Raw genomic sequence first — 21,295 nt, forward strand, 5'->3', positions numbered from 1 at the left:
GTTCATATCATGGCTCAATTAACCCACTCTATTGAAGTTGTCGACGGCCAGGCAGGGCGCTATCGTAGCGGCACCGCCGCCAGGCTGGCCGGTTTGCCGGTCGAAACGTTGCGGGTCTGGGAGCGTCGCTACGCTATCTCCGACACCGGCCGCTCCGCGCACGGGCAGCGCCTGTATTCTGATGCCCAGGTGCGCCGGCTGCGGCTGATAAAGCACCTGGTTGACCAGGGCCACTCGATCGGCGCGCTGGTACAACTGGCATTTGAACAGCTGCGTGCGCTGGCAGTGGTGCCGGCGCCGCGTGCGCCGTCGCAGCCGCTGCGGGTGGCACTGGTGGGATCGGCGCTGGCGCGGCGCCTGGCCGGCGGCGGACGCGAAGCGCTCGACATCGTTGCCAATTGCCAGGAACTGGATGGCGTGGCAGCCGCGTTGTCCGGCGCTGGCGCCGAGGTGCTGCTGATGGAAATGCCGGAACTGGACGACAGCGCGGTGTCGGCGATTGTTGCGCTGCGCCAGCAGCTGGCCGTCGCCGTGGTGGTGCTTTACCGCTTCTGCCCCAGTGCCACCATTCGCCAGTTGCGCACACACGGCTGCCTCGTCGCGCGCGCGCCAGCCGATATTGCTGAAATCGTGCTGTTGTGCCAGGCGGCGCTGGCGACCGTGCCGGTGGCGCAAGTGCAAGTGCAAGCGGCATCGCCGCGGCTGGTGGCGCCGGCCCCACGCCGGTTCGACGATGAGGCTTTGGCCAACCTGGCCGCCGCCAGCAACAGCGTCTATTGCGACTGCCCGCGCCACCTGTGCGAGATCCTGCTGATGCTGTGCAGCTTCGAGCGCTACAGCGCCCAGTGCGCGTCGAAATCGCCTGCCGATGCGCTGCTGCATGAGCAACTGAACCACGCCGCCGGCTACGCCCGCCAGTTGCTCGAGGCTGCGCTCGAGCGGCTTGCGCGGGCCGACGGCCTGCCTTTGCCTGCCGGGATGTGAGGCAGCAGCCATTCACAAGGAACGCCATGCCGAACGACGCCATTGCTATTTTCAAGTCTGCGCCAACCAAGGTCTCGCACCGCATCCGCGACCGGCTACTCGCGCGCCAGACGCGTTTTTTCGCCAACGATAATATCGCCGCCTGCATCGAGCCCGGTGAGCTCGACGAATTGGTCGATGAAGTCGGCGCCAGGCTGCAAGACGTGCTGGAAAGCCTGGTCATCGACACCGGGGCAGATCACAACACGCGCGATACCGGCCGGCGCGTCGCCAAGATGTTTATCCACGAAGTATTCGGCGGCCGCTATACGGCGATGCCGCCGGTAACTGAGTTTCCGAATGCGTCCGCCCTCGACGAACTGATGATTGTCGGCCCGATCACCGTGCGCAGCGCCTGTTCGCACCACCTGTGCCCGATCATCGGCAAGGTCTGGATCGGCGTCATGCCCAACAAGCACTCGAACCTGATCGGATTGTCCAAATATGCGCGCATCGCGCAGTGGATCATGAGCCGTCCGCAGATCCAGGAAGAGGCAGTGATACAGCTAGCCGACCTGTTGCAGCAAAAGATGCAGCCGGACGGCCTGGCGGTATTGATGCAGGCCGATCACTTTTGCATGCAATGGCGCGGCGTCAAGGACAGCGGCGCCGGCATGACCAACAGTGTGATGCGAGGCGCGTTCCGCGACGATGCGGCGCTGCGCGGCGAGTTTCTGTCGCTGGTCCGCTGTCGTGAATAGAGCACGAATCAAGGCAGCGAACGCTGCTGGGCCTGCAGCCGGCCAAGCTGCTGCACAGCAAATGGACGGCCACCGTCCCGGTCGACAGGGAAAAACACTTTATGGTGACAAGCCTGATTGCGCCGGATGTGCCAGGTATCCAAGTCGATACCGTCACGATGGAGGCGGTGCTGACAGGGCGCAGTTTTATTTTGCGCTGGCGCGAACTGAACGACGCCGGCCAATGGCTGCAAGGCTGGCGCTGAGCACCGTCAGGTCGATGACTTGTCAATGACGTGTGTCATCACGGCCCAGCGCTACCAGGGCAGTTCGGCGCCGTTGTACGATCTGAACGAGCCGCTGTCGGCGCTCGTGAGCTGATCGAGCACATGCAGCATGTCGGCGGCGGCGGCGTGTGCGGGGCGCCCGATGGTCTCGCCGCGAAACGGCTGCGACAGGCGCGAGGAAACCGTGCCCGGATGCAGCGCGACGAGTACGCTGTTGCCCTGGCTACGCGCCACTTCGATAGCGGCCGTTTTGATCAGCATGTTAAGCGCGGCCTTTGATGCGCGGTAGCTGTACCAGCCGCCGAGCCGATTGTCGCCGATGCTGCCCACTTTCGCCGACAACATGGCCATGATGGCGCGTTCGCCATCAAGCAGTGGCACAAAGTGGCGCAGCACCAGCGCGGGACCGAACGTGTTGGCCTGGAAAATCGCTTGCATCTGCGTGTAGTTCAGGTCGGCCAGGCGTTTTTCCGGCATGAACGCCTCGGTGTGCAGCAAGCCGGCGGCGTTGATAACAAGGTGGTAACGCGGACCGGCAGCCAGTTCGCGCGCGGCTTGGGCGACGCTGTCTTCGTCTGCAAAGTCGACGTATGGCGGCAGGCGGCGATGCAGGCCTTGCACCGACGCGCAGCGCGGCGAGGCTGTCAGCAAGTCGACGAAGGCTGCACCGATCGTGCCGGATGCTCCTATCACCAATGCGTGAAACTGGTCGGGAAGGCTGTCCATCATCGTGAGCCGCGCTGTTCGCAAGATTGGTTGATTCAAAAAGCGCCAACCTCCAGGTTGACGCTGCTTGCCGCACAATGTGGCAGATGCCGATTACGTCTTGGGCATCAGCACGGTGTCGATGACGTGGATGACGCCATTGTCGGCGGCGATATCGGTCTTGGTGACATTCGCCTTGTCGACCATGACTTTGCCGCTCTTCGCCTTGACGGTCACCGAGCTGCCTTCGACTGTTTTGACCATGCCCGGCTTGATGTCAGCGGCCATTACTTTGCCTGGTACCACGTGGTAAGTCAGGATCTTGGCCAGCGCTGCCTTATCCTTCAGCAGTGCATCGAGCTTGGCCTTCGGTATCTTGGCAAATGCCGCGTCGGTCGGCGCAAATACCGTGAACGGCCCCGCGCCCTTGAGCGTGTCGACCAGGCCCGCCGCTTCAACGGCTGTCACCAGCGTGTTGAACGTGCCGGCCGATTTGGCCGTATCGACGATGTCGGCGGCACTTGCCGCGCCAAACGCCATGGTCAATGCTGTTGCCATAAGAAATTTCTTCATTTCAAACTCCTGTAATTGAACCAACGCACAATGCGGGTTTCTGAGGGTTGTCACGACGTAGCACGAGGCCAACTGCATATTTGAACCGGAATTGAACCGGAACAAACCTGATATTAGTGAAGAAAACAAGATATGTCCAACGGGATTCGCGATGAAATTCGTAATAATCGGGTCAATCACGGTTCATCAGCGGTGATTGTCGTTTCGCTGCCGTCAAGGACGGGCCGTCGACTATGGGCGTCGATCAGACAGCGACATGCCTTCTGTGCAATCCAGTAGTGTATAGCGGATTGGCTTCGGCGGCGCCATTTCGCTATCGAACGTCGGCCACATCAAGTCCGCACGTTTTACCACCAACCGACTGTATGGTGCCGACGACCTGAGCTTCGAAGCAGTGGCTTCGGCCGTACCGGAGCCAGCATCGAAGGCGTTGGCCAGTCCGGGCGTTCCCGCACCTGGATTTTCACGCGCACCGGTGCCGGGCTGGACTTGCGGCATGCTCACCGCCGGACGCCATGACGCCGGTTCGGCCTTATCGCAATCGTTTCTCGCAGGCAGGCATATTTTCAAGGTATCTCCCGGCTCGCAGATGAACGTGTAGGCCACGCATTGAATTTTTCTTCAAGCGCGGCCCTTGCCGGCGCACCGTCAGTGACGGCGTTCTACCTTCAGAAAGAAGGTGCGCTCGCTCGGCGCGAATACAGGGAACTTGGGCTGGCCGGTGGCCGGGGTCATCAGCTGGCCGTTCTCCTTGGTGGTGCCGATCACGAAAGATGGGTTGAGTGCGGAGCTGCCGACGAAAGCATCGAGGCGGGCAGGATCGAGCTTGATCTCCTTCTGCTCGGATGCGTATGTGCCGATGCGTCTGCCAGCTTGTGCCGACATTCGCTGGCCACTGAGCTGCCCGGCCGGTTTAATCCGATCCCTGGCGGACGGGAAGCTTCCAACCCGGCCGAATGAAATGGCAGGTGTACCCGTTCGGATTGCGTTCCAGATAGTCCTGATGTTCCGGCTCGGCTTCCCAGAAAGGCCCCGCCGGGACGATCTCGGTGACGGCCTTGCCGGGCCAGAGGTCGGAAGCGTCGACGTCGGCGACGGTCTGTTCGGCCATGCGCTTCTGCTCGTCGCCAAGATAGTAGATGCCGGAGCGATAGCCCGTCCCGTGATCGTTGCCCTGGCGGTCCGCCGTCGACGGATCGTGGATCTGAAAGAAAAATTCCAGGATCTGGCGATAGCTGATCTGGCGCGGGTCGAACACGACCTCGAGCGCCTCTGCGTGCGTGCCATGGTGGCGGTAGGTGGCGTTGGGCACGTCGCCGCCGGTATAGCCGACGCGTGTGGACAGCACGCCGGAAATGCGCCGCAGCAGTTCTTCCATACCCCAGAAGCAGCCGCCTGCCAGAATGGCGGTTTCAGTTTGCATTGCCATTTTTTTTCCTTTGCTAAATGAGTGGTCTACATTGTGCGCTACAAACGCGGAAACCGTCGCGGCATAGCCGGAGACAACGTCAGAACAATGCACGTTCTTCGGCACCGCACGGGCCAGTCGACGGCCTCGCACGTTGTGTTATAAGATCACGCGGGGCCTGTCGGTGTATGGTAGCGCCCCTTCAAGTACGAGCTTAGCCAGGGATTGCTCAAATGCGCATGCGAAAAAAATCCGACCTCCCGAGCAAGCTCTGTCAGCAATGCAATCTGCCATTTACCTGGCGAAAAAAATGGGAAAAAGTGTGGTTCGACGTGAAATACTGTTCAGATCGCTGTCGCCAGGATAGCAAACGCAAAGTATGAATCCATCGCTACCGCTTGCCGCTTCCGACGCCGCCGCATCTCCCTCTGCGACGCTCATTTATTGGTTCCGCAATGATCTGCGGCTGGATGACAATCCGGCCTTGATACAGGCTTGCCAACAAGCAAATAATCTATTGCTCGTCTATTGCCGCAGCTCCACCGCGTGGCAAATGACGCGCTGGAATGTGCCGCGCACCAGTGCGCATCGCCAGCAGTTTTTGGCATCCACCTTGGCTGACCTGGCAATCCAACTGAAGTCGCACGACAGCGACTTGCTGGAGGTGGAAGGAAACCCGACAGCATTGCTGCCTGTACTGGCGCGTGCAATTGGTGCGACCACGGTCTATTGCGAAGAAATTGCCGCTCCAGAAGAGCAAGAAGAAGTTGCCGCATTACGTGCCGCGGGTTTGACGGTGAAGACAGTGTGGCAATCGAGCCTGCTCGACCCGGCCAATTTACCTTTTGTGCCAGATGCTTTACCCGACGTTTTTAGCAGCTTTCGTGCGACGGTCGAGCGCCACCGCGTGCTGCCGCCGCCGCCGCTGGCAACACCGCAAAAAATCCCGGCCTTGCCGCCGGCGTATGCGGCCGTGGCCGAACAATGGGGGGCGGCCAGTGGCGCGATCTCGTCCGGGTTCGCCGAGGCCGAAGCAATTGAACCTCAAGCCGGCACCCGCTCATCGTTTCCGTATTTATCATCCCGATTTTCTGGCGGCGCAAGTGCTGCTGCTGAACATGTGCGCCAGTATTTCGATCGCCAGCTGGCGCACACCTACAAGCAGACACGCAATGGTGTAACGGGCGTCGATTATTCCACTAAATTTTCGCCCTGGCTGGCATCCGGAGCGCTGTCCGCACGCACCGCCTACGCGGCCTTGAAACAATTCGAGGCGGAGCACGGCGCTAACGACAGCACCTACTGGATCTGGTTCGAGTTGCTGTGGCGTGACTATTTCCGCCTGCTGCACCTGAAGTACGGCGTGCAGCTTTACCGCGCACAAGGCCTGACGAGCTTGCCCCAGCCTAGCCACAATACGCGCCGGTTCGACGCCTGGCGCGAAGCCAGAACCGGAGAACCGCTGGTCGATGCGGGGATGGCGGAACTGCGCATTACCGGCTATGTATCGAACCGCTTGCGCCAGATTGTCGCAAGTTACCTGGTGCATGACCTGGGCTGCGACTGGCGCGCAGGCGCGGCCTGGTTCGAGGCGCAATTGATCGATTACGACGTCTACAGTAATCAAGGCAACTGGTTATATATTGCTGGCCGCGGCACCGATCCGCGCAGTGGAAGACGATTCAATCTCCAGAAGCAGGCCCGTGAGTATGATGCTGACGGGGCGTATCGGCGGCTGTGGAGCGCAAGATAGCTTCGCAGCACGTCACCTGCGGGCCAGCGAGGTTGGGCTGCCGATCCATTGCGCGGGGTTGACGATACTGGCGCATCGCATTATCTTCGCTACCAGAGCTATACACCGATACCCACACCGAGGCAGACGATGAAACGCCGATCATGCTTTGGCTTGTTGGCCCTGATGACACATTCGTTGGCGTACGGTCCTTGCATGGTCATGCAATTGACCTTGTACAAAAATTTTCAATCCTCTGCTCTCGCGACCGAGCTACCAGGTCAAGGGACGGCATTACAGCAGGACTGATTTTCGGCCAATGCCATCTTTCACAGTAACTAGCCCGCTTCTTCAAGCAAGTGCTCGCCCTCTGCCGCATCCACCACCTCGACACGGGCGAATTTCAAATTGTCGTAGCCATGGATGCGGCCGACCACCGGCCACCAGTCGTATAGAAAAATTTGCACTGGCCGCCACATCGCCACCCATCCAATGATGGTCAGGCTTTCGCGTGCGATGCTGCCGGCTGCGCCCTGGGTGGGGTGGGTGAGCATTTCGGCCGCCAGCAGGCAGGCCGCGACGAAGACCAGCCCGATGGCCAGGCTGATCCTGCCCTGCCGTAGCAGCTGGCGCAGTTCGGCGCGCACCAGGTCCGACTTGTAGCCGTAGTGATTGTGGATGGCTTCGGACATCAGGTCGCTCGCTTCCTGCACCTTGTCGAGCTGTTCGACGTGGATGGTCAGCTGCAGCCGGCTGCCCCGCGCTATCGGCAGGGCCCAGCTTTCGATGTAGGCCTCGGCCGAACGGGCCAGGTCCTTGGTCAGGAATGGCGATGGGTCGAGCGAATTGAACAATTGCTGCAGTTCGCGAACGCGCAGTTCCAGGGTGTGTACGGGAAGATGATTAAGTTTCATAGGGTGCAGGGTACCCCGGCCTTGGCGTTTTTTGCCCGGAAAGCAAAAAAGCCAGGCTGCAGGGACTACTCGGACATCACGCGCTGCATGCTCCAACGGGCATGGAAGCCGGCTCGGTCGGGCTTTTTTACGCAGCGGCGGCGTGGTCAGGCATGGCCAGGCTTTGGCGCGAAAGCGCTCAGAATGAGTTGCGACGTTTCCGCCGGCGCGTCCCAGTGTGGGAAGTGACCGCATCGCTCGAACCAATGCATGCGGGCATCCGGAAACAGTTCCAGGGCGCGCTTGGCTTGTCCGGGAAAGCACACCCGGTCCTGTCTTCCCCATCCAATGACAAGCGGGTGCAAGAGTGCATGTCTTGGTGCGCCTTGTTGCTCTTCACCGTATGCAAGCTGGTACAACAGTTCATCAAAAGCGGGAGCGGCGACATAACCGCGCAGCTCATCGAGCGCAATGTTCGCCGGCACGTGGGTGGGCCTTGAGGAAAATTGTGCCAGCAGTAGCGCTCGGCCAACCGTATTTGCGGTGATGCGCGGCAGTGCAGGGCGCAGCAGCCGCAGCAACCGAATCGACAGGTAGATAGAACTGTAAAACGCGTGTCGTTGCCACCCTTGCCAAAACCCTCCCGGGTTAAGCGACACTACTGCGCCCACCACCCCGCCGCGCCGCGCCAGTTCAAGGACTAACCGCGCGCCCATTGAGCTGCCAACCGTGTCGACTCCGGCGAGACCATTGGCATTGATAAACTTGCTCATTTCGTCGGCCAGCGTATGCATCGAGGTTTCTCCGGCCAGGCGCGGCGTCTGGCCGAAGCCGGGCAAGTCGACTGCGATGACTTCCCGGTGTGCAGCAAGATCGTCCAAAATGGGATGCCAGGACTGCCATGTCCCCCCGAGACCGTGGATTAACAACAAAGGCTTTCCTGCGCCGCGCCGCACGTGATGCATGATCGCTTCTCCAGCCTTGAGCATATCGATGCAGTGAGGTTGCCAGTACCGGCCCCATGGAACCGTACGCAGACGCACACTGTGCGCCAGTGTGCGGCAAGCATGACGGATGCAGACACCAAACGACACTAACGCCGGCGGCTGCACCTGCGTGGGCGAGTTCTATTACAAGCGCTGGGGCATCGAAAAAGCGTTCAACCGTCCCAAGCACCGCCTGGTTCAGGACGTTGCCGCCAAAATCCTTCGCGACAATCTTCGATCCCTTGTCTCGATGACCGCCCATGCCGACGCCGATTTATCCAAAAATATACGCATCAACCATGCCTACGCCCACACCGCGCTCAAGCCGCTGATGCCCATACTTCTGCTTGGTGAAAAAATCGGCAGAAAGCTTGGAACGCTGCTGCGCGGCCTGCTACGGCTAATTGCCGGGAAGACCTATCGACATCGAGACAATCGTTCGAAGCCAAGCAAGCCAGGTGCAAAACCACACAAGAAGATGACTTAGAAAAACTGCTGAAATGCCTTAACTTGGGTGGATTGGGTTTGACCAAGCGACATGAGCTGGCCATCCAATTCGTCGTATGTAAGGCGGAATTTATTAATGGAATAGTTCCCAACGATATCGATCCGGAAGCTTACGTCGGGAAACAATAGGCGCGTCTTTCGGTTCTTATGGAATGGCTGCGCGGGATACTGTTAACGGTATTGTCAACTTAGCAGGACGTTGAAAAAGGCATGAATACCTGCGGGTTTTATCGATGATTAGTCGAATTTGTCGTTCGCAAACCCGTATGCAGCCTTGAAATCGCTGTGGTTCTGGCCGCTTTTCAGGGCGGTTCTCGCGCGGTTTCACGCCTTTCGGCGCTCTCCGGGCGGATTCCGCCCTATACGGTCGACAAACGCCAACCAAAAATTGTCGCCATGCGCGTCAGGTTGTAGGCCTGCCGGCGAAATCATCAGCCACGTGGTGTGGCTCTACTTCCGGTTTTCGCTGAGTTTTCGCGATATCGAAGAATTGATGGCCAGTCGTGGCATCATCGTCACCTGCGAGACGATCCGCCAATGGACGTTGAAGTTCGGCCAGGGATATGCCAATGAACTGCGCTGGCGTCAGCCGCAGCGGGGGACAAATGGTATCTTGACGAAGTGGTGCTAATCATCAAGGGCAAGCATCACTACCTGTGGTGCGCAGTCGATCAGGACGGCCATGTGCTCGATATCCTCATGCAGAGCCGGCGCAACCGGCAGGCAGCAAAACGCTTTTTGCGCAAGCTCCTCAACCGACGCGACAACGGAGAACGACAGATGCGCCGCTTCAAGTTCCCCGGTCTGCACAGCGCTTCCTGTCACCACACGGTCAGATCAACAATGCTTTCCGGTGTCAGCGCAACGCTCTGTCGTCCAGCAGTGCCGCGACTTCCGCACTCAGGCATTTTCTCTCTGGAATGAGGTCACTGGTGTACGCAATCCCTTGTAAGCTCGGCACTTCCTTCCTCCAAATCCAGGCAGTTCGGCCTCGATTTTCCTGGCTCGTCCCGTCGGTTCGCCAAGTTGACAATGCCAGTTTAACTATTGTTTCTAATTTGCAATATTATTGCCATATTTCTCAAAATACAGGGGCTATATGAAAGGTATCGTTTTCAATTTGCTCGAGAAAGCCGTCAGCACAGAGTTCGGCGAGGAGACTTGGGACAAGCTGCTCGATGAAGCCAACCTGTCGGGTGCCTACACGTCCCTCGGCAGCTATGCCGACGACGAGATCGTCGCCCTGGTCGGCGTGGCGTCGAAGACGCTCAACCTTCCGCCCTCCGACGTCCTGCGCTGGTTTGGCCAACGCGCCATGCCCTTGCTGTTCGCCCGTCATTCCGGCTTTTTCAGCGACCATGCCGAAACACGCAGCTTCCTGCTTTCGCTGAACAACATCATTCATCCAGAAGTGCACAAACTGTATCCCGGTGCGATCACGCCGGTGTTCGATTTTGGGGTCGACGATGATGGCGGCTTAATTATTGGCTACAGCTCGCCGCGCAAGTTGTGCGCATTAGCGGAAGGCTTCATAAAGGGCGCCGCCGAGCATTTCCATGAGCAGGCGGAGATCGAGCAGCAACAATGCATGCATGAAGGCGCTTCCAAATGTGTGTTCCATGTCCGATTCCATCAATGACGCGGCGGCGCTCAACGCCGAAATCGCCCGCCTGAACCGACGCCTGCTGCGCGCGACTACCGCGCGCCATGAAGCCGAAGCGATCGCCGAACGCGGTCTGCGCGACCTGTTCCAAAGGCAGCAGGAGATTGCCCTGCTTGAAACGATCGCCACGGCAGCGAACCAGGCTACCAGCGTGGAAGACGCGATGTGCCACGCCCTCGCCGCAGTATGTAAGTTCGCATACTGGCCGCTGGGCCATTTGCTGTTGTCCGATGACGGCGTTGGCCGCACGCTTCATTCCACGACCATTTGGCATGACGAAAGCAATGGCCAGTACGACGCCTTGCGTGCGCTGACTGAATCGATCGCGTTCGGCAATGGCACCGGCCTGCCTGGTCGGGTAGTTGACAGCGGTGCGCCGGCTTGGGTCAATGTCGGCAGTCATGATGCGGATGCCTATCCGCGCCTGCCGGAAGCGAAGCGCGCAGGCCTGCGCTCATTGTTTGCGTTCCCTGTGATGATCGGCACCGATGTAATGGCTGTGCTCGAGTTCTTCAGCATGAAGCACCAGACGCCTGACGAGGCGCTGCTGCGCTTGATGGCCCAAATCGGCATCCAGCTCGGACGCGTGATCGAACGCAACCGCACCAAGACCAAGCTGATGCACGATGCGCATCACGATCCGCTGACCCAACTGGGAAACCGTAAGCTATTCCTCGACCGCCTGCAGCAGGCTCAGCGACGCGCAAAGCGTGTACCAGGCTACAAATTCAGCGTACTGTTCGTCGATCTGGACCGTTTCAAATCGGTTAACGATGGCCTGGGGCACCAAGCAGGTGACCAGTTGATCATCGCCACCGCCAACCGCTTGTCTTCTGCGCTGCGCCAGATCGATCTGGTAACGCGCGGCGATGAGGACGATGGCGGCGACGATATCGTGGCCCGCATGGGCGGCGACGAGTTTATTATCCTGCTCGACAATATAAGCTGCGAGCAGGTCCCAGTGCGCGTAGCCGAAAGGCTGATGAGCGTCATGGCCGAAGCCTTCGTGCTGGATGAGCAGCAGGTCATCGTCACGGCCAGTATCGGCATCGTCCAAAGCGCGAGCGGTTACGAGGACGTGAAGAACATACTGCGCGACGCCGATATCGCCATGTATCAAGCTAAGCAGCAGGGCCGGGCGCGCTGGGTCATGTTCGACACCGCCATGCAGCAGAAGGCCTTGCGTCGATTGCAGCTCGAATCGGAACTGCGCCTGGCGCAGGAACGGGGTGAATTGTGGCTGGCCTACCAGCCGATCGTCAGCCCCCGCGATGGCCTGATCTGCGGCTTCGAGGCGCTGCTACGCTGGGACCACCCTATCTACGGCGCGGTCGGCCCGGCCGAATTCATCCCGGTGGCCGAAGAGATCGGCCTGATTAGCGCGATGGGTTCCTGGATCCTCCGGCATGCATGCCGGCAGCTGCGCACCTGGCAGCATGACAGCGGACGGTCGATGACGATGAGTGTGAATCTATCGGCCATGCAGCTGTCCCACCACGGCCTGGTCGCGCTCGTTGAACAGACCCTCAACGAGACTGGCATCATTGCAGGCACATTGAGACTGGAATTGACCGAAAGCGCGATCACGGCCGCCCCTGAGCACGCGCTGGGCATATTGCTGCAGTTAAAGCAACTGGGCGTCAAGCTATCGCTCGACGATTTCGGTACCGGCTATTCTTCACTGAGCCAATTGCGGCGCCTGCCGATCGACACCCTGAAAATCGATCGTTCCTTCGTCAGCCAGATGGACCTGCACGATGACAAGCGCCAGATTGCCGAAGTGGTCATGATGCTTGCTCACATCTTGGGCATGGACGTGGTAGCCGAGGGGGCCGAAACGGTCGCCGAGGTTAAGTTGTTAGGGGAAATGGGCGCCGATTTTGTACAAGGCTACTATTATTTCAAGCCCATGCGGGCCGATGCAGCCGAGGCAGCTTGGCGCGGGCAAAGTGCAATGAGGACATAACACTTTCCAAGTTTTAGCAATCTCACTATTTTGGTGTCACTTGGCATCCCTGCGAGCTGGGCCTGGGCTCTGGACCGGAAATTGACCGGACACGAGCACTGCGCAGTCCACAAACAACAACGCCAGCCGGTGCGGGCTGGCGTTTCGTGAAGAACATTATTCGATCAGGCCAGCAGCTTGATCAGCGCCTTCGCACCTTCTTCCGACGAGGCCGGATTCTGTCCGGTGACCAGGTTGCCATCGGTGAGAACATACGACTGCCAGTCGGCACCTTTCGAATAATGGCCGCCGTTTTCCTTGAGCATGTCCTCGACCAAGAACGGCACTACCTTGGTGAGGCCAACCGTTTCTTCTTCCGTGTTGGTGAAACCGGTTACCTTCTTGCCCTTGACCAATGGAGTCCCGTCGGCGGATTTTACGTGGCGCAGGACCCCCGGTGCGTGGCAAATCGCGGCGACCGGCTTACCGGCGGCGGCCATCGCTTCGATCAGGGCGATCGATGCCTTGTCTTGCGCCAGGTCCCACAACGGGCCGTGTCCGCCAGGATAGAACACGGCATCGAAGTCTTTCGCGTTCACCTCGACCAGCTTGCCGGTCGAGGCGAGCGTGGCTTGTGCGGCTGCGTCCCCTTTGAAACGCCGGGTCGCGTCGGTTTGCGCGTCCGGCTCGTCGCTTTTCGGATCGAGCGGCGGCTGGCCGCCCAGCGGCGAGACGACGGTCACCCTGGCGCCGGCATCCGTCAGGGTGTAATAGGGCGCGGCGAACTCCTCCAGCCAGAAGCCGGTTTTTTTGCCGGTGTTGCCGAGTTGATCGTGTGAGGTCATTACCATTAATATATTCATGTGAATTCCTTGGTGAGTCGTTCAGTCTTGGGTGACGCGGATGACGAGCTTGCCGAAATTCTTCCCTTCGAGCAGTCCGTTAAAAGCTTGCGGCGCATTCTCGAGGCCGTCGACGATGTCTTCCCGGAATTTGATCTTGCCGTCCTTGAGCCACTGGCTCATCTGGGCGAAGAATTTGCCGAAGTGCGGCCCGTAGTCGTCAAAAATAATGAAGCCCTGCATTTTGATGCGCTTGGTCAAGATGGTGCGGGCCAGCAGGCCAAGCCGGTCCGGGCCGGGCGGCAGTTCGGTGGCGTTGTAGTCGGCGATCAGGCCGCAGACGGGGATGCGCGCCAGGGTGTTGAGCAAGGGCAGCACTGCGTCGAAGACTGCGCCGCCGACGTTCTCGAAATACACATCGATGCCGGCCGGGCAGGCTGCAACGAGCTGCTGCGCGAAATCGGGCGCGCGGTGATCGATGCCGGCATCGAAGCCGAGTTCGTCGACCACATAGCGGCATTTGTCCGCGCCGCCGGCGATGCCAACTGCGCGCGCGCCCTTGATCCTGGCGATCTGGCCGACCAGTGACCCGACCGCGCCGCTGGCGGCCGCCACGACGACGGTGTCGCCCGCTTTCGGCTGGCCGATGTCGAGCAGGCCCATGTAGGCGGTGAAACCGGGCATGCCGAGCACACCCAGCGCACGCGAGGCCAGCGTCACGTCGTCGCCGAGCTTGTTCAGGCCGGCGCCATCCGACAGCGCGTAGTCTTGCCAGCCGCTGTAGCCGAGCACTAGCTGGCCGACCTCGAAGTCGGGGTGGCGCGAGGTTTCGACGCGCGAGACGGTGGCGCCGACCATCACGGCGCCGATCTCGACGGGCGCGGAATACGACGGCGCGTCGCTGATGCGCCCGCGCATGTACGGATCGAGCGACAGGAACAGGGTGCGCAGCAGTACCTGGTTTCCCTGCGGCGCCGGTACTGGCGTGGCGGTCAGGCGAAACGTGCCGGCGTCGGGCGCGCCGTGCGGGCGCTGCTGCAGCACGATGCTGCGATTGCGGCTTGCGGCTTGCGGCATGGTCCAGTCCTTTGCAGCTTGGAAGCGGTTTTAGGGCGTATTGAAGCAGGTTTTCGGGTTTTTTGTCGCGCTGCACATCTAGCAAGGCCGACAGCACGATCGCCAGCGCGCAGGAAGTCAATCGGATGGACGCCCCCACCCGTAACGGCATCGAACGCGCCAAAGTGGCAGTGTCGAACAACCACTTGAACCGCGGAAGGCGTCGGCATCAAGACGACGACAATCGGAATCGACCTGGCAAAGAATTCATTCCAGGTCCACGGCGTGGATGCACACGGCAAGGCCATGGGAACAATCGGTTAACATAGTGGCACCATGCCTATTCAAAGTCACACCATGAAACGCACCCTCTTTTTTATCGCCGTCGGCTGCTTGGCCTTCGGCGCCCTGGGATGGGCGCTGGTGCAGAAAATGCGAGGGCCGGCCTTGGCCGGTTACGAAGTGACGGCGCGGCCACTGGTGCAGACTGTCGTGGCCACCGGCCGCGTGGCGGCCGTATCGCGCGCCCAGGTCGGCAGCCCGGTGACCGGGGTGGTAGTCGTGCGGCGCGTGCAGGAGGGCGACCTAGTACAGCCTGGCGACGTATTGGCGGTACTGCGTGCCGACGACCTCGAGGCCGCAGTTCTTGAAGCGCAGGCCGCCCTGGCCCAGTTGCAGCAGTCGACACGTCCGCAGGCGCAAGCCAGCCTGCGCGAGGCGGAAGCGCGGTTGGCCCAGGCCAGCCGCGAAGCCCAGCGTCGTCGCGATCTCTTCCAGCAGCACATGATCACCCGCGAGACGATGGAGCAGGCCATACAAGCCGAGACGATCAGCCGCACCGCAGCCGAGCAGGCGCTACTGACTGCCCGTTCTTTCGTGACCGGCAATCCAAGCGAGGCTGCGGCGCGCGCCCGGGTGGCCAGCGCCAAAGCGCAGTTGGCCAAGACCACGATCCGCGCCGAAGTCGCCGGTACCGTGCTGACCCGCAACGCTGAGCCGGGCGACCTGGTGCAGCCCGGTCGCATCCTGTTCGAAATCGCTCGCAGCGGCGACACCGAAGTCGTGGTGCCGCTAGATGAAAAAAACCTCGAAGTGCTGGCCATCGGTCAGGCGGCCGTATGTATCGCCGACGCCTACCCTGGGCGGCCGTTCCCGGCAAAGGTCGGCTTCATCGCTCCCAGCGTCGATCCGCAGCGCGGCACGGTAGAAGTTCGCCTCACCGTGGCCCCGGTGCCCGGATTCTTGCGCCAGGGGATGACCGTTTCAGTGAACGTGGAAACGGGCCGCCGGGGCCGCGCCATCGTCGTGCCTAACGACGCACTGGCTGTCACGGACGGCAACCACGCCGCGTTGTGGCTGGTCGTGAATGGCCGCGCCACGCGGCGCCAGGTACAGCTCGGGCTGCGTGGCCTGACTCAAACAGAAGTCACGGCCGGTTTGCGGGCCGGAGAGTGGGTACTGGCGGACGCGCAGGCCGTGCTGGCACAGGGCGAGCGCGTGCGCGTGGTGGCCACCGGCATGACGGTCGACCCTGCCACGCGCAAAGAACTGCCGGTCAAGCTGGACTGATGCCGATGTGGATCGAATGGACCATCGCCACCAAGTTCCTGCGTGAAGGCAAGACGCAGAGTACCCTGATCCTGGTCGGCATCGCCGTGGGTGTCGCCGTGATTGTTTTCCTCACTGCGCTGATCACCGGACTGCAGGTCAACATCATCAACCGTACCCTGGGCACCCAGGCCCACATCAAGGTACAGCCCACGGAAGAGCGCAACCGCATCTTGCCGTCTGCTTCGGGAAGCGCGCACCTGCTACTGGAGAGCAAGCGCGCCCAGCGCCTGCGGTCGATCAACAATTGGCAGCAGGTGCGCGATGTGCTCGACACGCTGCCGCGTGTCACGGCCGTGTCGCCGTTGATCTCCGGGCCGGCGTTCGCGCGGCGCGGCGAGGCACTGCAGTCGGTGGCGCTGGTCGGCATTGACGCGCCGCGCTACCTGCGCATCATCCCGATTCAGGATGACATCGTCGCCGGCGTGTTCCGCATCGGCGCCGGCGACACCGTGATCGGCAAGCAGCTGGCGACCGACCTCGGCATGCACGTCGGCGACAAGCTGCGGCTGGACGGTGGCCAGGGACGGGAGAGCGTGGTGAACGTCGCCGGCATCTTCGAACTGGGCGTGCGCGAGTTGGATGCGCGCTACGTCTACCTGGACATGAAGCAAGCGCAGTCCCTGCTCGACCTGCCTGGCGCCGCGACGATCATCGACGTGACGGTGGATGATATTTTCGCCGCGCAGGCAGTCGCCACGCGTATCGCCCGCCTTACAGGGCTGAAGGCGGAAAGCTGGATGGAAACCAATGCACAGCTGATGAACGCCTTGCGCTCGCAGAACCTCTCGACGCGGATGATCAGCGTTTTCGTGGCATTGAGCGTGGCGCTGGGCATTGCCAGTGTGCTGTCGGTGAGCGTGGTCCAGCGGACGCGTGAGATCGGGATCCTCCGCGCGATGGGCACCACGCGGCGACAGATGCTGGGCGTGTTCCTGATCCAGGGCGCACTGTTCGGCCTGGCCGGTTCGCTGTTGGGTGCCGCGGCGGGATATGGCCTGGTGGCCGGGTTCAACACCTTCGGCCCAAAGCTGTTCTACATTCCGGTGGATCCATGGCTGCCGGTGGCCGCGATGGCACTGGCAGCGGTCACCGGCATTCTGTCTGCAGCCGTGCCGGCGCGCCGCGCCGCTTCCCTCGACCCGGTGGAGGCGATTCGCCATGTCTGAGCATGACCCCAGCGAGGAGATACTGCGCCTGCAAGGCCTTCGAAAAAGCTACAACGTCGGCAAGCCCACCGAAGTGGAAGTGCTCCACGGGCTGGACCTGCGCCTGCAACGCCGCGATTTCGCGGCGCTCGTGGGTGCGTCGGGCTCGGGCAAGAGCACGCTGCTCAACGTGATCGGTCTGCTGGACTGGCCTACAGCGGGCGAGCTGTTCCTGCTTGGTGAGCCTACCCGCAACATGGACGACGCCCGGCGTACCGCGCTGCGCGGCAGCGCAATCGGCTTCGTGTTCCAGTTCCACCATCTGATCCAGGCCTTCACCGCGCTGGAGAACGTGCTCATGCCGCTCATGGTCGCCACCGGCAAACCCACACGCGAACAGATTGAACACGCCCGCAGCCTGCTTGCCCAGGTGGGCCTGGAGGGGCTCGACCAGCGCAAGCCCGACCAGCTCTCGGGCGGCCAGCAGCAGCGTGTCGCCGTGGCCCGCGCGCTGGTCACCAGCCCGGCGCTGCTGCTGGCCGACGAACCCACAGGCAACCTCGACACCAAGTCCGCCGCCGAAGTGTTCCAGCTGTTCCGCAAATTCAACCGGGAGTCCGGCTGCGCGGTTCTGCTGGTCACTCACGATCCGCGCCTGTCCGGGCAGTGCGACCGCATGATCGAGCTAGTGGACGGCAATATCGAGAGCGATGATGCAACCGGCTAGTGCAGGCAGCAGGTGAGATCTGATGCTATTTTTGGGCGGATTGTCACCACTTCGGTAAACATTTCTGACCTGTGCTTGGACTTCGGTCAAGACGTCTCTTTCTGGACGTTGCGTGAACGCTGTTGTTGGTGGCCCGGGGCGCAATCGAACCAGCGACGCAAAAGGTTACACTGATGGCTAACCAGTTGCATCCATTGTCTTGCGCGGGTCGGCCCGAAGGCGGCCCGGCCGCCACCGCCAGACTGATATATTGAGAGAGAAAATGAAAGCAGTAGGATATCAACAATCGCTCCCCATCGATCATCCGGCATCGCTGATCGACTTCGAATTGCCCGAACCCATCGCCACGGGCCATGATCTGCTCGTCGAGGTGCGCGCGGTATCGGTTAACCCGGTCGATGCCAAAATACGCGCCAACGTCGCCCCCGAGAATGGCGCGACCAAGATTTTGGGCTGGGACGCGGCCGGCATTGTGCGCGCGGTCGGCGACAAAGTTTCCCTGTTCAAGCCGGGCGACCGGGTCATGTATGCTGGCGACCTCTTGCGCTCCGGCACTAACAGCGAATTGCACCTGGTGGACGAGCGCATCGTCGGGCGCATGCCAACGAACCTGAGTTTTGAAGCGGCTGCTGCGCTGCCGCTGACCACCATCACGGCCTGGGAAATGCTGTTCGACCGGTTGCAGATATCCCGCTTTGCGCCGTCGGCAACCGGCACGCTGCTCATTGTCGGCGCCGCCGGTGGCGTGGGATCGATGATGGTGCAGCTGGCGCGCAAGCTCACCGGCCTGACGGTAATCGGCACCGCTTCGCGTCCCGAAACCCGGCAATGGGTACGGGATCTGGGCGCCGACCATGTGATCGACCATACCCGTCCCTTATCGGAAGAATTGCAGAAGATCGGCATACCCCAGGTCGACTATGTCGCAAGCCTGACCCACACGGATCTGCATCTTCCGGAGATCGTCGCCTCGCTGGCGCCGCAGGGCAAGCTCGGTTTGATTGACGATCCTGCCTCGCTCGACGTCACGCTGCTTAAGCGCAAGAGCATCTCCCTGCATTGGGAATTCATGTACACCCGTTCGATGTTCGCCACAGCCGACATGATCGAGCAGCATCGCTTGCTCACCACCGTCGCTCAAATGATCGAGGCGGGTGTCTTGCAGTCGACGTTGACCGAGCGTTTCGGCACCATCAATGCAGACAACATGCGCCGTGCCCACCGGCTGATAGAGAGTGGCCGGGCGCGCGGGAAGATCGTGCTTTCCGGTTTCGACGCAGGGGCATAGTTTCAAACTCGAAGCTGGCGCCGCAAGCCGCGCCAGCTTCGCCGCGTTTTACGTAATTCGAGGAGACGACATGAAGGCCTACCGCATTCTGCCAGGGAAAGACATTGACGGACTATATTTGAAAGACATTCCAGAACGACCACTTGCACCGCATGAAGTGCGCGTGAAGGTCCATGCTGTATCGCTCAACTACCGCGACCTGATGGTCGCCAAAGGCAATTATCTGGTAAAGCTAGACGACCCGATCATTCCGTGCTCCGACGGCGCGGGACAAGTCGTCGAGGTTGGTTCAGCAGTCACGCAAGTCAAGCCCGGTGACCGGGTAACAGCATCGTTTTTCCCGTATTGGCGCGATGGCGGGCCAACTTCCGCCAAGGTGCGCAGCGCGCTCGGCGGCGACATCGATGGGATGCTGGCCGAAGAGGTCACACTGCATGAAGATGCGCTGGTCAAGATCCCGGACCAGCTCGGCTTCATCGAAGCATCCACCCTGCCATGCGCCGCCGTTACTGCATGGAATGCCATCTTTGTGTCAGCCGCCACCCGTCCCGGTGATTCCGTTCTCTTGCTAGGCACCGGTGGTGTTTCGGTGCTGGGTCTGCAACTGGCGAAGGCGGCTGGTTTGCGAGCGATCATCACATCGTCGAGCGATGAAAAACTGGCCCGAGCGCGTGCGCTTGGCGCGGACGTGACTATCAACTACACCGCCGCGCCGGAGTGGCACCAGGAAGTACTGCGTCATACAAACGGCGAGGGTGTGAACGTGGTACTCGAAGTGGGCGGCCAGGGAACAATCAATCGTTCGGTCGCCTCCACGGGCGTGGGCGGCTCGATTGCCATTATTGGCGGCGTCAGTGGATTTGGCGGCGAAGTCTCTCCCGCTACGCTGCTGACCGGCGCCAAGCGCATGGTCGGGATTTTTGTCGGCAGTAGGGCCATGCTCGAACAGGTAATTCGTTTCATTCACGGAGCCGGAATAACCCCCGTGGTCGATCGGGTATTCCCATTTTCCCAAGCGAAAGATGCGTACCGGTACATGGAATCCGGCGCGCATTTCGGCAAGGTCGTAATCGACGTGACGAAGTAGGGACCTTTGTGGGCGCGCATCTTCCAGCACGGAAATAGACCGGATACAAGGACTGCGAGCTCCAGACACGACAACGCCCACTTGCATGAGTGGGCGTTGCGTGCAGTATATTCTTGGTGGCCCGGGGCGGAATCGAACCACCGACACAAGGATTTTCAAATCTCGTGCCGGCATTGTCATACAAGCTCAACGATGTGTACTAGCGCCCGAGTGCTTTTGGAGCCACGCCTGCTGCTTTCGCGCGATCCTGCGTAGTAGTTCCGGGCGGCTGTTTCCAGAATGCGGCGAATGTCAGGGTTCTTCATCGCCATTCCCGACAAGCGCGGGATGGAACGCGGATCGCTGCCGTCCAGTACGGAGAGCGCAAACGCCTTACAAGTGGCCGCACGCTGCCGCATCTCGTGCGCATCGAAGGCGGCGCTGGTCAGGCGGGGAAAACCGATCAAACCTTCCCAACTGTCGGCCCTGCCGCTGCGACTGCCTCACCCGAAAAGTCGGCAGTATGGGGCGCAGCTTGTACATGGTCATCCGGTACGCAATTTGACGCGAGAACAGGATACGGCTGGTTTGGAAAATCCCGGCGTGGACTTTGAATTCGCCTTCTTCCTTGTTTGCCTCGGCCGTACGAAGAGGGCGCGGGGATGTTAAACCGCTTAGCAGGCCCGGCAGGTTGCCCGTGCGCGCGCCATATTTGTCGTGCAAATATTTGCCCGCCTGGTCCAGCATCGGATTGTGTGATATGCGCAGCAGCGCGACGACTGATCCACATCTGACAGCGTTGACTCGGCTAAAACTTGCTGCTGCTGAGTCACCCGCTTTTTGGCCTCCTGTATGGCGCCCTTATAAAGTCTTGCCTGACCAAAATTTTTTCGGTCGCGGTATCTATTGGTCTACGTTATTCAAATCCATCATGAAGTCGTCAGTAATGCGCCGCAGCGACAGTTGTTGGCTCAGCCGTAAAAACTTGCGTACGTGAATTTATTAATACCTACTGTCGACCAAATTTTGGAGTAACTATTCAGCCGCTATGCAGCTGACTGAATAGGAGTGCCGGCGAAGGCCTGCTGCAGCACGGCAAGCATGTTGTGGCCTTGCTTGCGCAGGGTGTCGAGGCAGGAGCGAATGACGCAGAAATAC

At 60.6% G+C, this 21,295-nt stretch carries 22 protein-coding genes and 1 pseudogene; 14 read left to right on the forward strand and 9 right to left on the reverse strand.

The genetic code is table 11. The features are described 5' to 3' along the window. Nucleotides 1–9: 9 nt before the first annotated feature. The 3 genes from CR103_RS11505 to CR103_RS23375 are packed head-to-tail and all read left to right on the forward strand — an operon-like array spanning nt 10 to nt 1,969. Nucleotides 10–984 carry a MerR family transcriptional regulator gene (locus CR103_RS11505; protein WP_099916121.1) on the forward strand — a complete coding sequence of 325 codons (975 nt, stop codon included), beginning with the start codon at nt 10–12 and terminating at the stop codon, nt 982–984. A 26-nt stretch (nt 985–1,010) separates the two neighbouring features. Further along, nucleotides 1,011–1,724, forward strand: coding sequence for a GTP cyclohydrolase I (gene folE / locus CR103_RS11510; RefSeq protein ID WP_099916122.1), 714 nt, complete (start codon nt 1,011–1,013; stop codon nt 1,722–1,724). Between the two features lie 50 nt (nt 1,725–1,774). Further along, nucleotides 1,775–1,969, forward strand: a complete 195-nt coding sequence (locus tag CR103_RS23375) for a TIGR02450 family Trp-rich protein (RefSeq protein ID WP_267873990.1) — start codon at nt 1,775–1,777, stop codon at nt 1,967–1,969. Between the two features lie 51 nt (nt 1,970–2,020). Here CR103_RS23375 and CR103_RS11520 read toward each other — a convergent pair whose 3' ends face one another. The 4 genes from CR103_RS11520 to msrA form a co-directional block, all read right to left on the reverse strand. Continuing rightward, a complete protein-coding gene (locus tag CR103_RS11520; RefSeq protein ID WP_218968477.1) occupies nt 2,021–2,716 on the reverse strand; it encodes an SDR family NAD(P)-dependent oxidoreductase in 696 nt (231 codons plus the stop codon). 93 nt (nt 2,717–2,809) lie between these two features. Then, nucleotides 2,810–3,268 (reverse strand): fasciclin domain-containing protein, encoded by a 459-nt coding sequence (locus CR103_RS11525; RefSeq protein WP_099916125.1) that lies wholly within the window; start codon nt 3,266–3,268, stop codon nt 2,810–2,812. Between the two features lie 648 nt (nt 3,269–3,916). Beyond that, nucleotides 3,917–4,153: a hypothetical protein gene (locus CR103_RS11530; RefSeq protein WP_099916126.1), complete on the reverse strand. Its 237-nt coding sequence runs from the start codon at nt 4,151–4,153 to the stop codon at nt 3,917–3,919. A 28-nt stretch (nt 4,154–4,181) separates the two neighbouring features. Then, nucleotides 4,182–4,697 carry a peptide-methionine (S)-S-oxide reductase MsrA gene (gene msrA, locus CR103_RS11535; protein WP_099916127.1) on the reverse strand — a complete coding sequence of 172 codons (516 nt, stop codon included), beginning with the start codon at nt 4,695–4,697 and terminating at the stop codon, nt 4,182–4,184. 218 nt (nt 4,698–4,915) lie between these two features. On the opposite strand from msrA, the gene CR103_RS11540 reads away from it, so the two are divergent. Both CR103_RS11540 and CR103_RS11545 read left to right on the forward strand, forming a co-directional pair. Continuing rightward, nucleotides 4,916–5,059 (forward strand): DUF2256 domain-containing protein, encoded by a 144-nt coding sequence (locus CR103_RS11540; protein WP_370659436.1) that lies wholly within the window; start codon nt 4,916–4,918, stop codon nt 5,057–5,059. Continuing rightward, entirely contained in the window at nt 5,056–6,429 is a 1,374-nt protein-coding gene (locus CR103_RS11545; protein WP_099916129.1) for a DASH family cryptochrome, read from the forward strand. Before CR103_RS11540 ends, CR103_RS11545 begins: the two co-directional genes overlap by 4 nt. 317 nt (nt 6,430–6,746) lie before the next feature. Here the strand turns inward: CR103_RS11545 and CR103_RS11550 are convergent, their stop codons facing one another. Continuing rightward, nucleotides 6,747–7,322 (reverse strand): hypothetical protein, encoded by a 576-nt coding sequence (locus tag CR103_RS11550; RefSeq protein ID WP_099916130.1) that lies wholly within the window; start codon nt 7,320–7,322, stop codon nt 6,747–6,749. A gap of 146 nt (nt 7,323–7,468) precedes the next feature. Further along, nucleotides 7,469–8,290, reverse strand: a complete 822-nt coding sequence (locus CR103_RS11555) for an alpha/beta fold hydrolase (protein ID WP_099916131.1) — start codon at nt 8,288–8,290, stop codon at nt 7,469–7,471. 85 nt (nt 8,291–8,375) lie between these two features. On the opposite strand from CR103_RS11555, the gene CR103_RS11560 reads away from it, so the two are divergent. The 4 genes and pseudogenes from CR103_RS11560 (at nt 8,376) to CR103_RS11575 (ending at nt 12,423) form a co-directional block, all read left to right on the forward strand. Continuing rightward, on the forward strand, nt 8,376–8,774 hold the full coding sequence (locus CR103_RS11560; RefSeq protein WP_229443017.1) for a hypothetical protein: 399 nt from the start codon (nt 8,376–8,378) through the stop codon (nt 8,772–8,774). 408 nt (nt 8,775–9,182) lie between these two features. Then, nucleotides 9,183–9,746 (forward strand): annotated as a pseudogene (locus CR103_RS11565) (IS6 family transposase). 147 nt (nt 9,747–9,893) lie between these two features. After that, entirely contained in the window at nt 9,894–10,433 is a 540-nt protein-coding gene (locus CR103_RS11570; RefSeq protein WP_099916132.1) for a heme NO-binding domain-containing protein, read from the forward strand. Beyond that, on the forward strand, nt 10,414–12,423 hold the full coding sequence (locus CR103_RS11575; RefSeq protein WP_180279357.1) for a putative bifunctional diguanylate cyclase/phosphodiesterase: 2,010 nt from the start codon (nt 10,414–10,416) through the stop codon (nt 12,421–12,423). The genes CR103_RS11570 and CR103_RS11575 overlap by 20 nt, the downstream gene beginning before the upstream one ends. 164 nt (nt 12,424–12,587) lie before the next feature. Here the strand turns inward: CR103_RS11575 and CR103_RS11580 are convergent, their stop codons facing one another. Beyond that, nucleotides 12,588–13,265: a type 1 glutamine amidotransferase domain-containing protein gene (locus CR103_RS11580; protein ID WP_180279358.1), complete on the reverse strand. Its 678-nt coding sequence runs from the start codon at nt 13,263–13,265 to the stop codon at nt 12,588–12,590. 21 nt (nt 13,266–13,286) lie between these two features. Continuing rightward, entirely contained in the window at nt 13,287–14,321 is a 1,035-nt protein-coding gene (curA, locus tag CR103_RS11585; protein WP_099916135.1) for an NADPH-dependent curcumin/dihydrocurcumin reductase, read from the reverse strand. A gap of 336 nt (nt 14,322–14,657) precedes the next feature. Between curA and CR103_RS11590 the strand changes: the two genes are divergently transcribed. The 5 genes from CR103_RS11590 to CR103_RS11610 all read left to right on the forward strand — a co-directional run bounded on the left by CR103_RS11590 (nt 14,658) and on the right by CR103_RS11610 (nt 20,158). After that, on the forward strand, nt 14,658–15,869 hold the full coding sequence (locus CR103_RS11590) for an efflux RND transporter periplasmic adaptor subunit (RefSeq protein WP_218968475.1): 1,212 nt from the start codon (nt 14,658–14,660) through the stop codon (nt 15,867–15,869). Nucleotides 15,870–15,874: 5 nt separating this feature from the next. Beyond that, nucleotides 15,875–17,077 (forward strand): ABC transporter permease, encoded by a 1,203-nt coding sequence (locus CR103_RS11595; RefSeq protein ID WP_099916152.1) that lies wholly within the window; start codon nt 15,875–15,877, stop codon nt 17,075–17,077. Further along, nucleotides 17,070–17,783, forward strand: a complete 714-nt coding sequence (locus tag CR103_RS11600) for an ABC transporter ATP-binding protein (RefSeq protein WP_099916137.1) — start codon at nt 17,070–17,072, stop codon at nt 17,781–17,783. The genes CR103_RS11595 and CR103_RS11600 overlap by 8 nt, the downstream gene beginning before the upstream one ends. Nucleotides 17,784–18,045: 262 nt before the next feature. Then, nucleotides 18,046–19,071: a zinc-binding alcohol dehydrogenase family protein gene (locus CR103_RS11605; RefSeq protein WP_099916138.1), complete on the forward strand. Its 1,026-nt coding sequence runs from the start codon at nt 18,046–18,048 to the stop codon at nt 19,069–19,071. Between the two features lie 70 nt (nt 19,072–19,141). Then, the gene (locus tag CR103_RS11610) at nt 19,142–20,158 is read left to right on the forward strand and encodes a zinc-dependent alcohol dehydrogenase family protein (RefSeq protein ID WP_099916139.1); all 1,017 of its coding nucleotides are present in this window, start codon (nt 19,142–19,144) and stop codon (nt 20,156–20,158) included. A gap of 372 nt (nt 20,159–20,530) precedes the next feature. Here the strand turns inward: CR103_RS11610 and CR103_RS23010 are convergent, their stop codons facing one another. After that, a complete protein-coding gene (locus CR103_RS23010; protein WP_099916140.1) occupies nt 20,531–20,884 on the reverse strand; it encodes a hypothetical protein in 354 nt (117 codons plus the stop codon). Nucleotides 20,885–21,295: the final 411 nt, after the last annotated feature.

The organism is Massilia psychrophila, from assembly GCF_002760665.1.
Taxonomy (GTDB): domain Bacteria; phylum Pseudomonadota; class Gammaproteobacteria; order Burkholderiales; family Burkholderiaceae_D; genus JAFCUW01.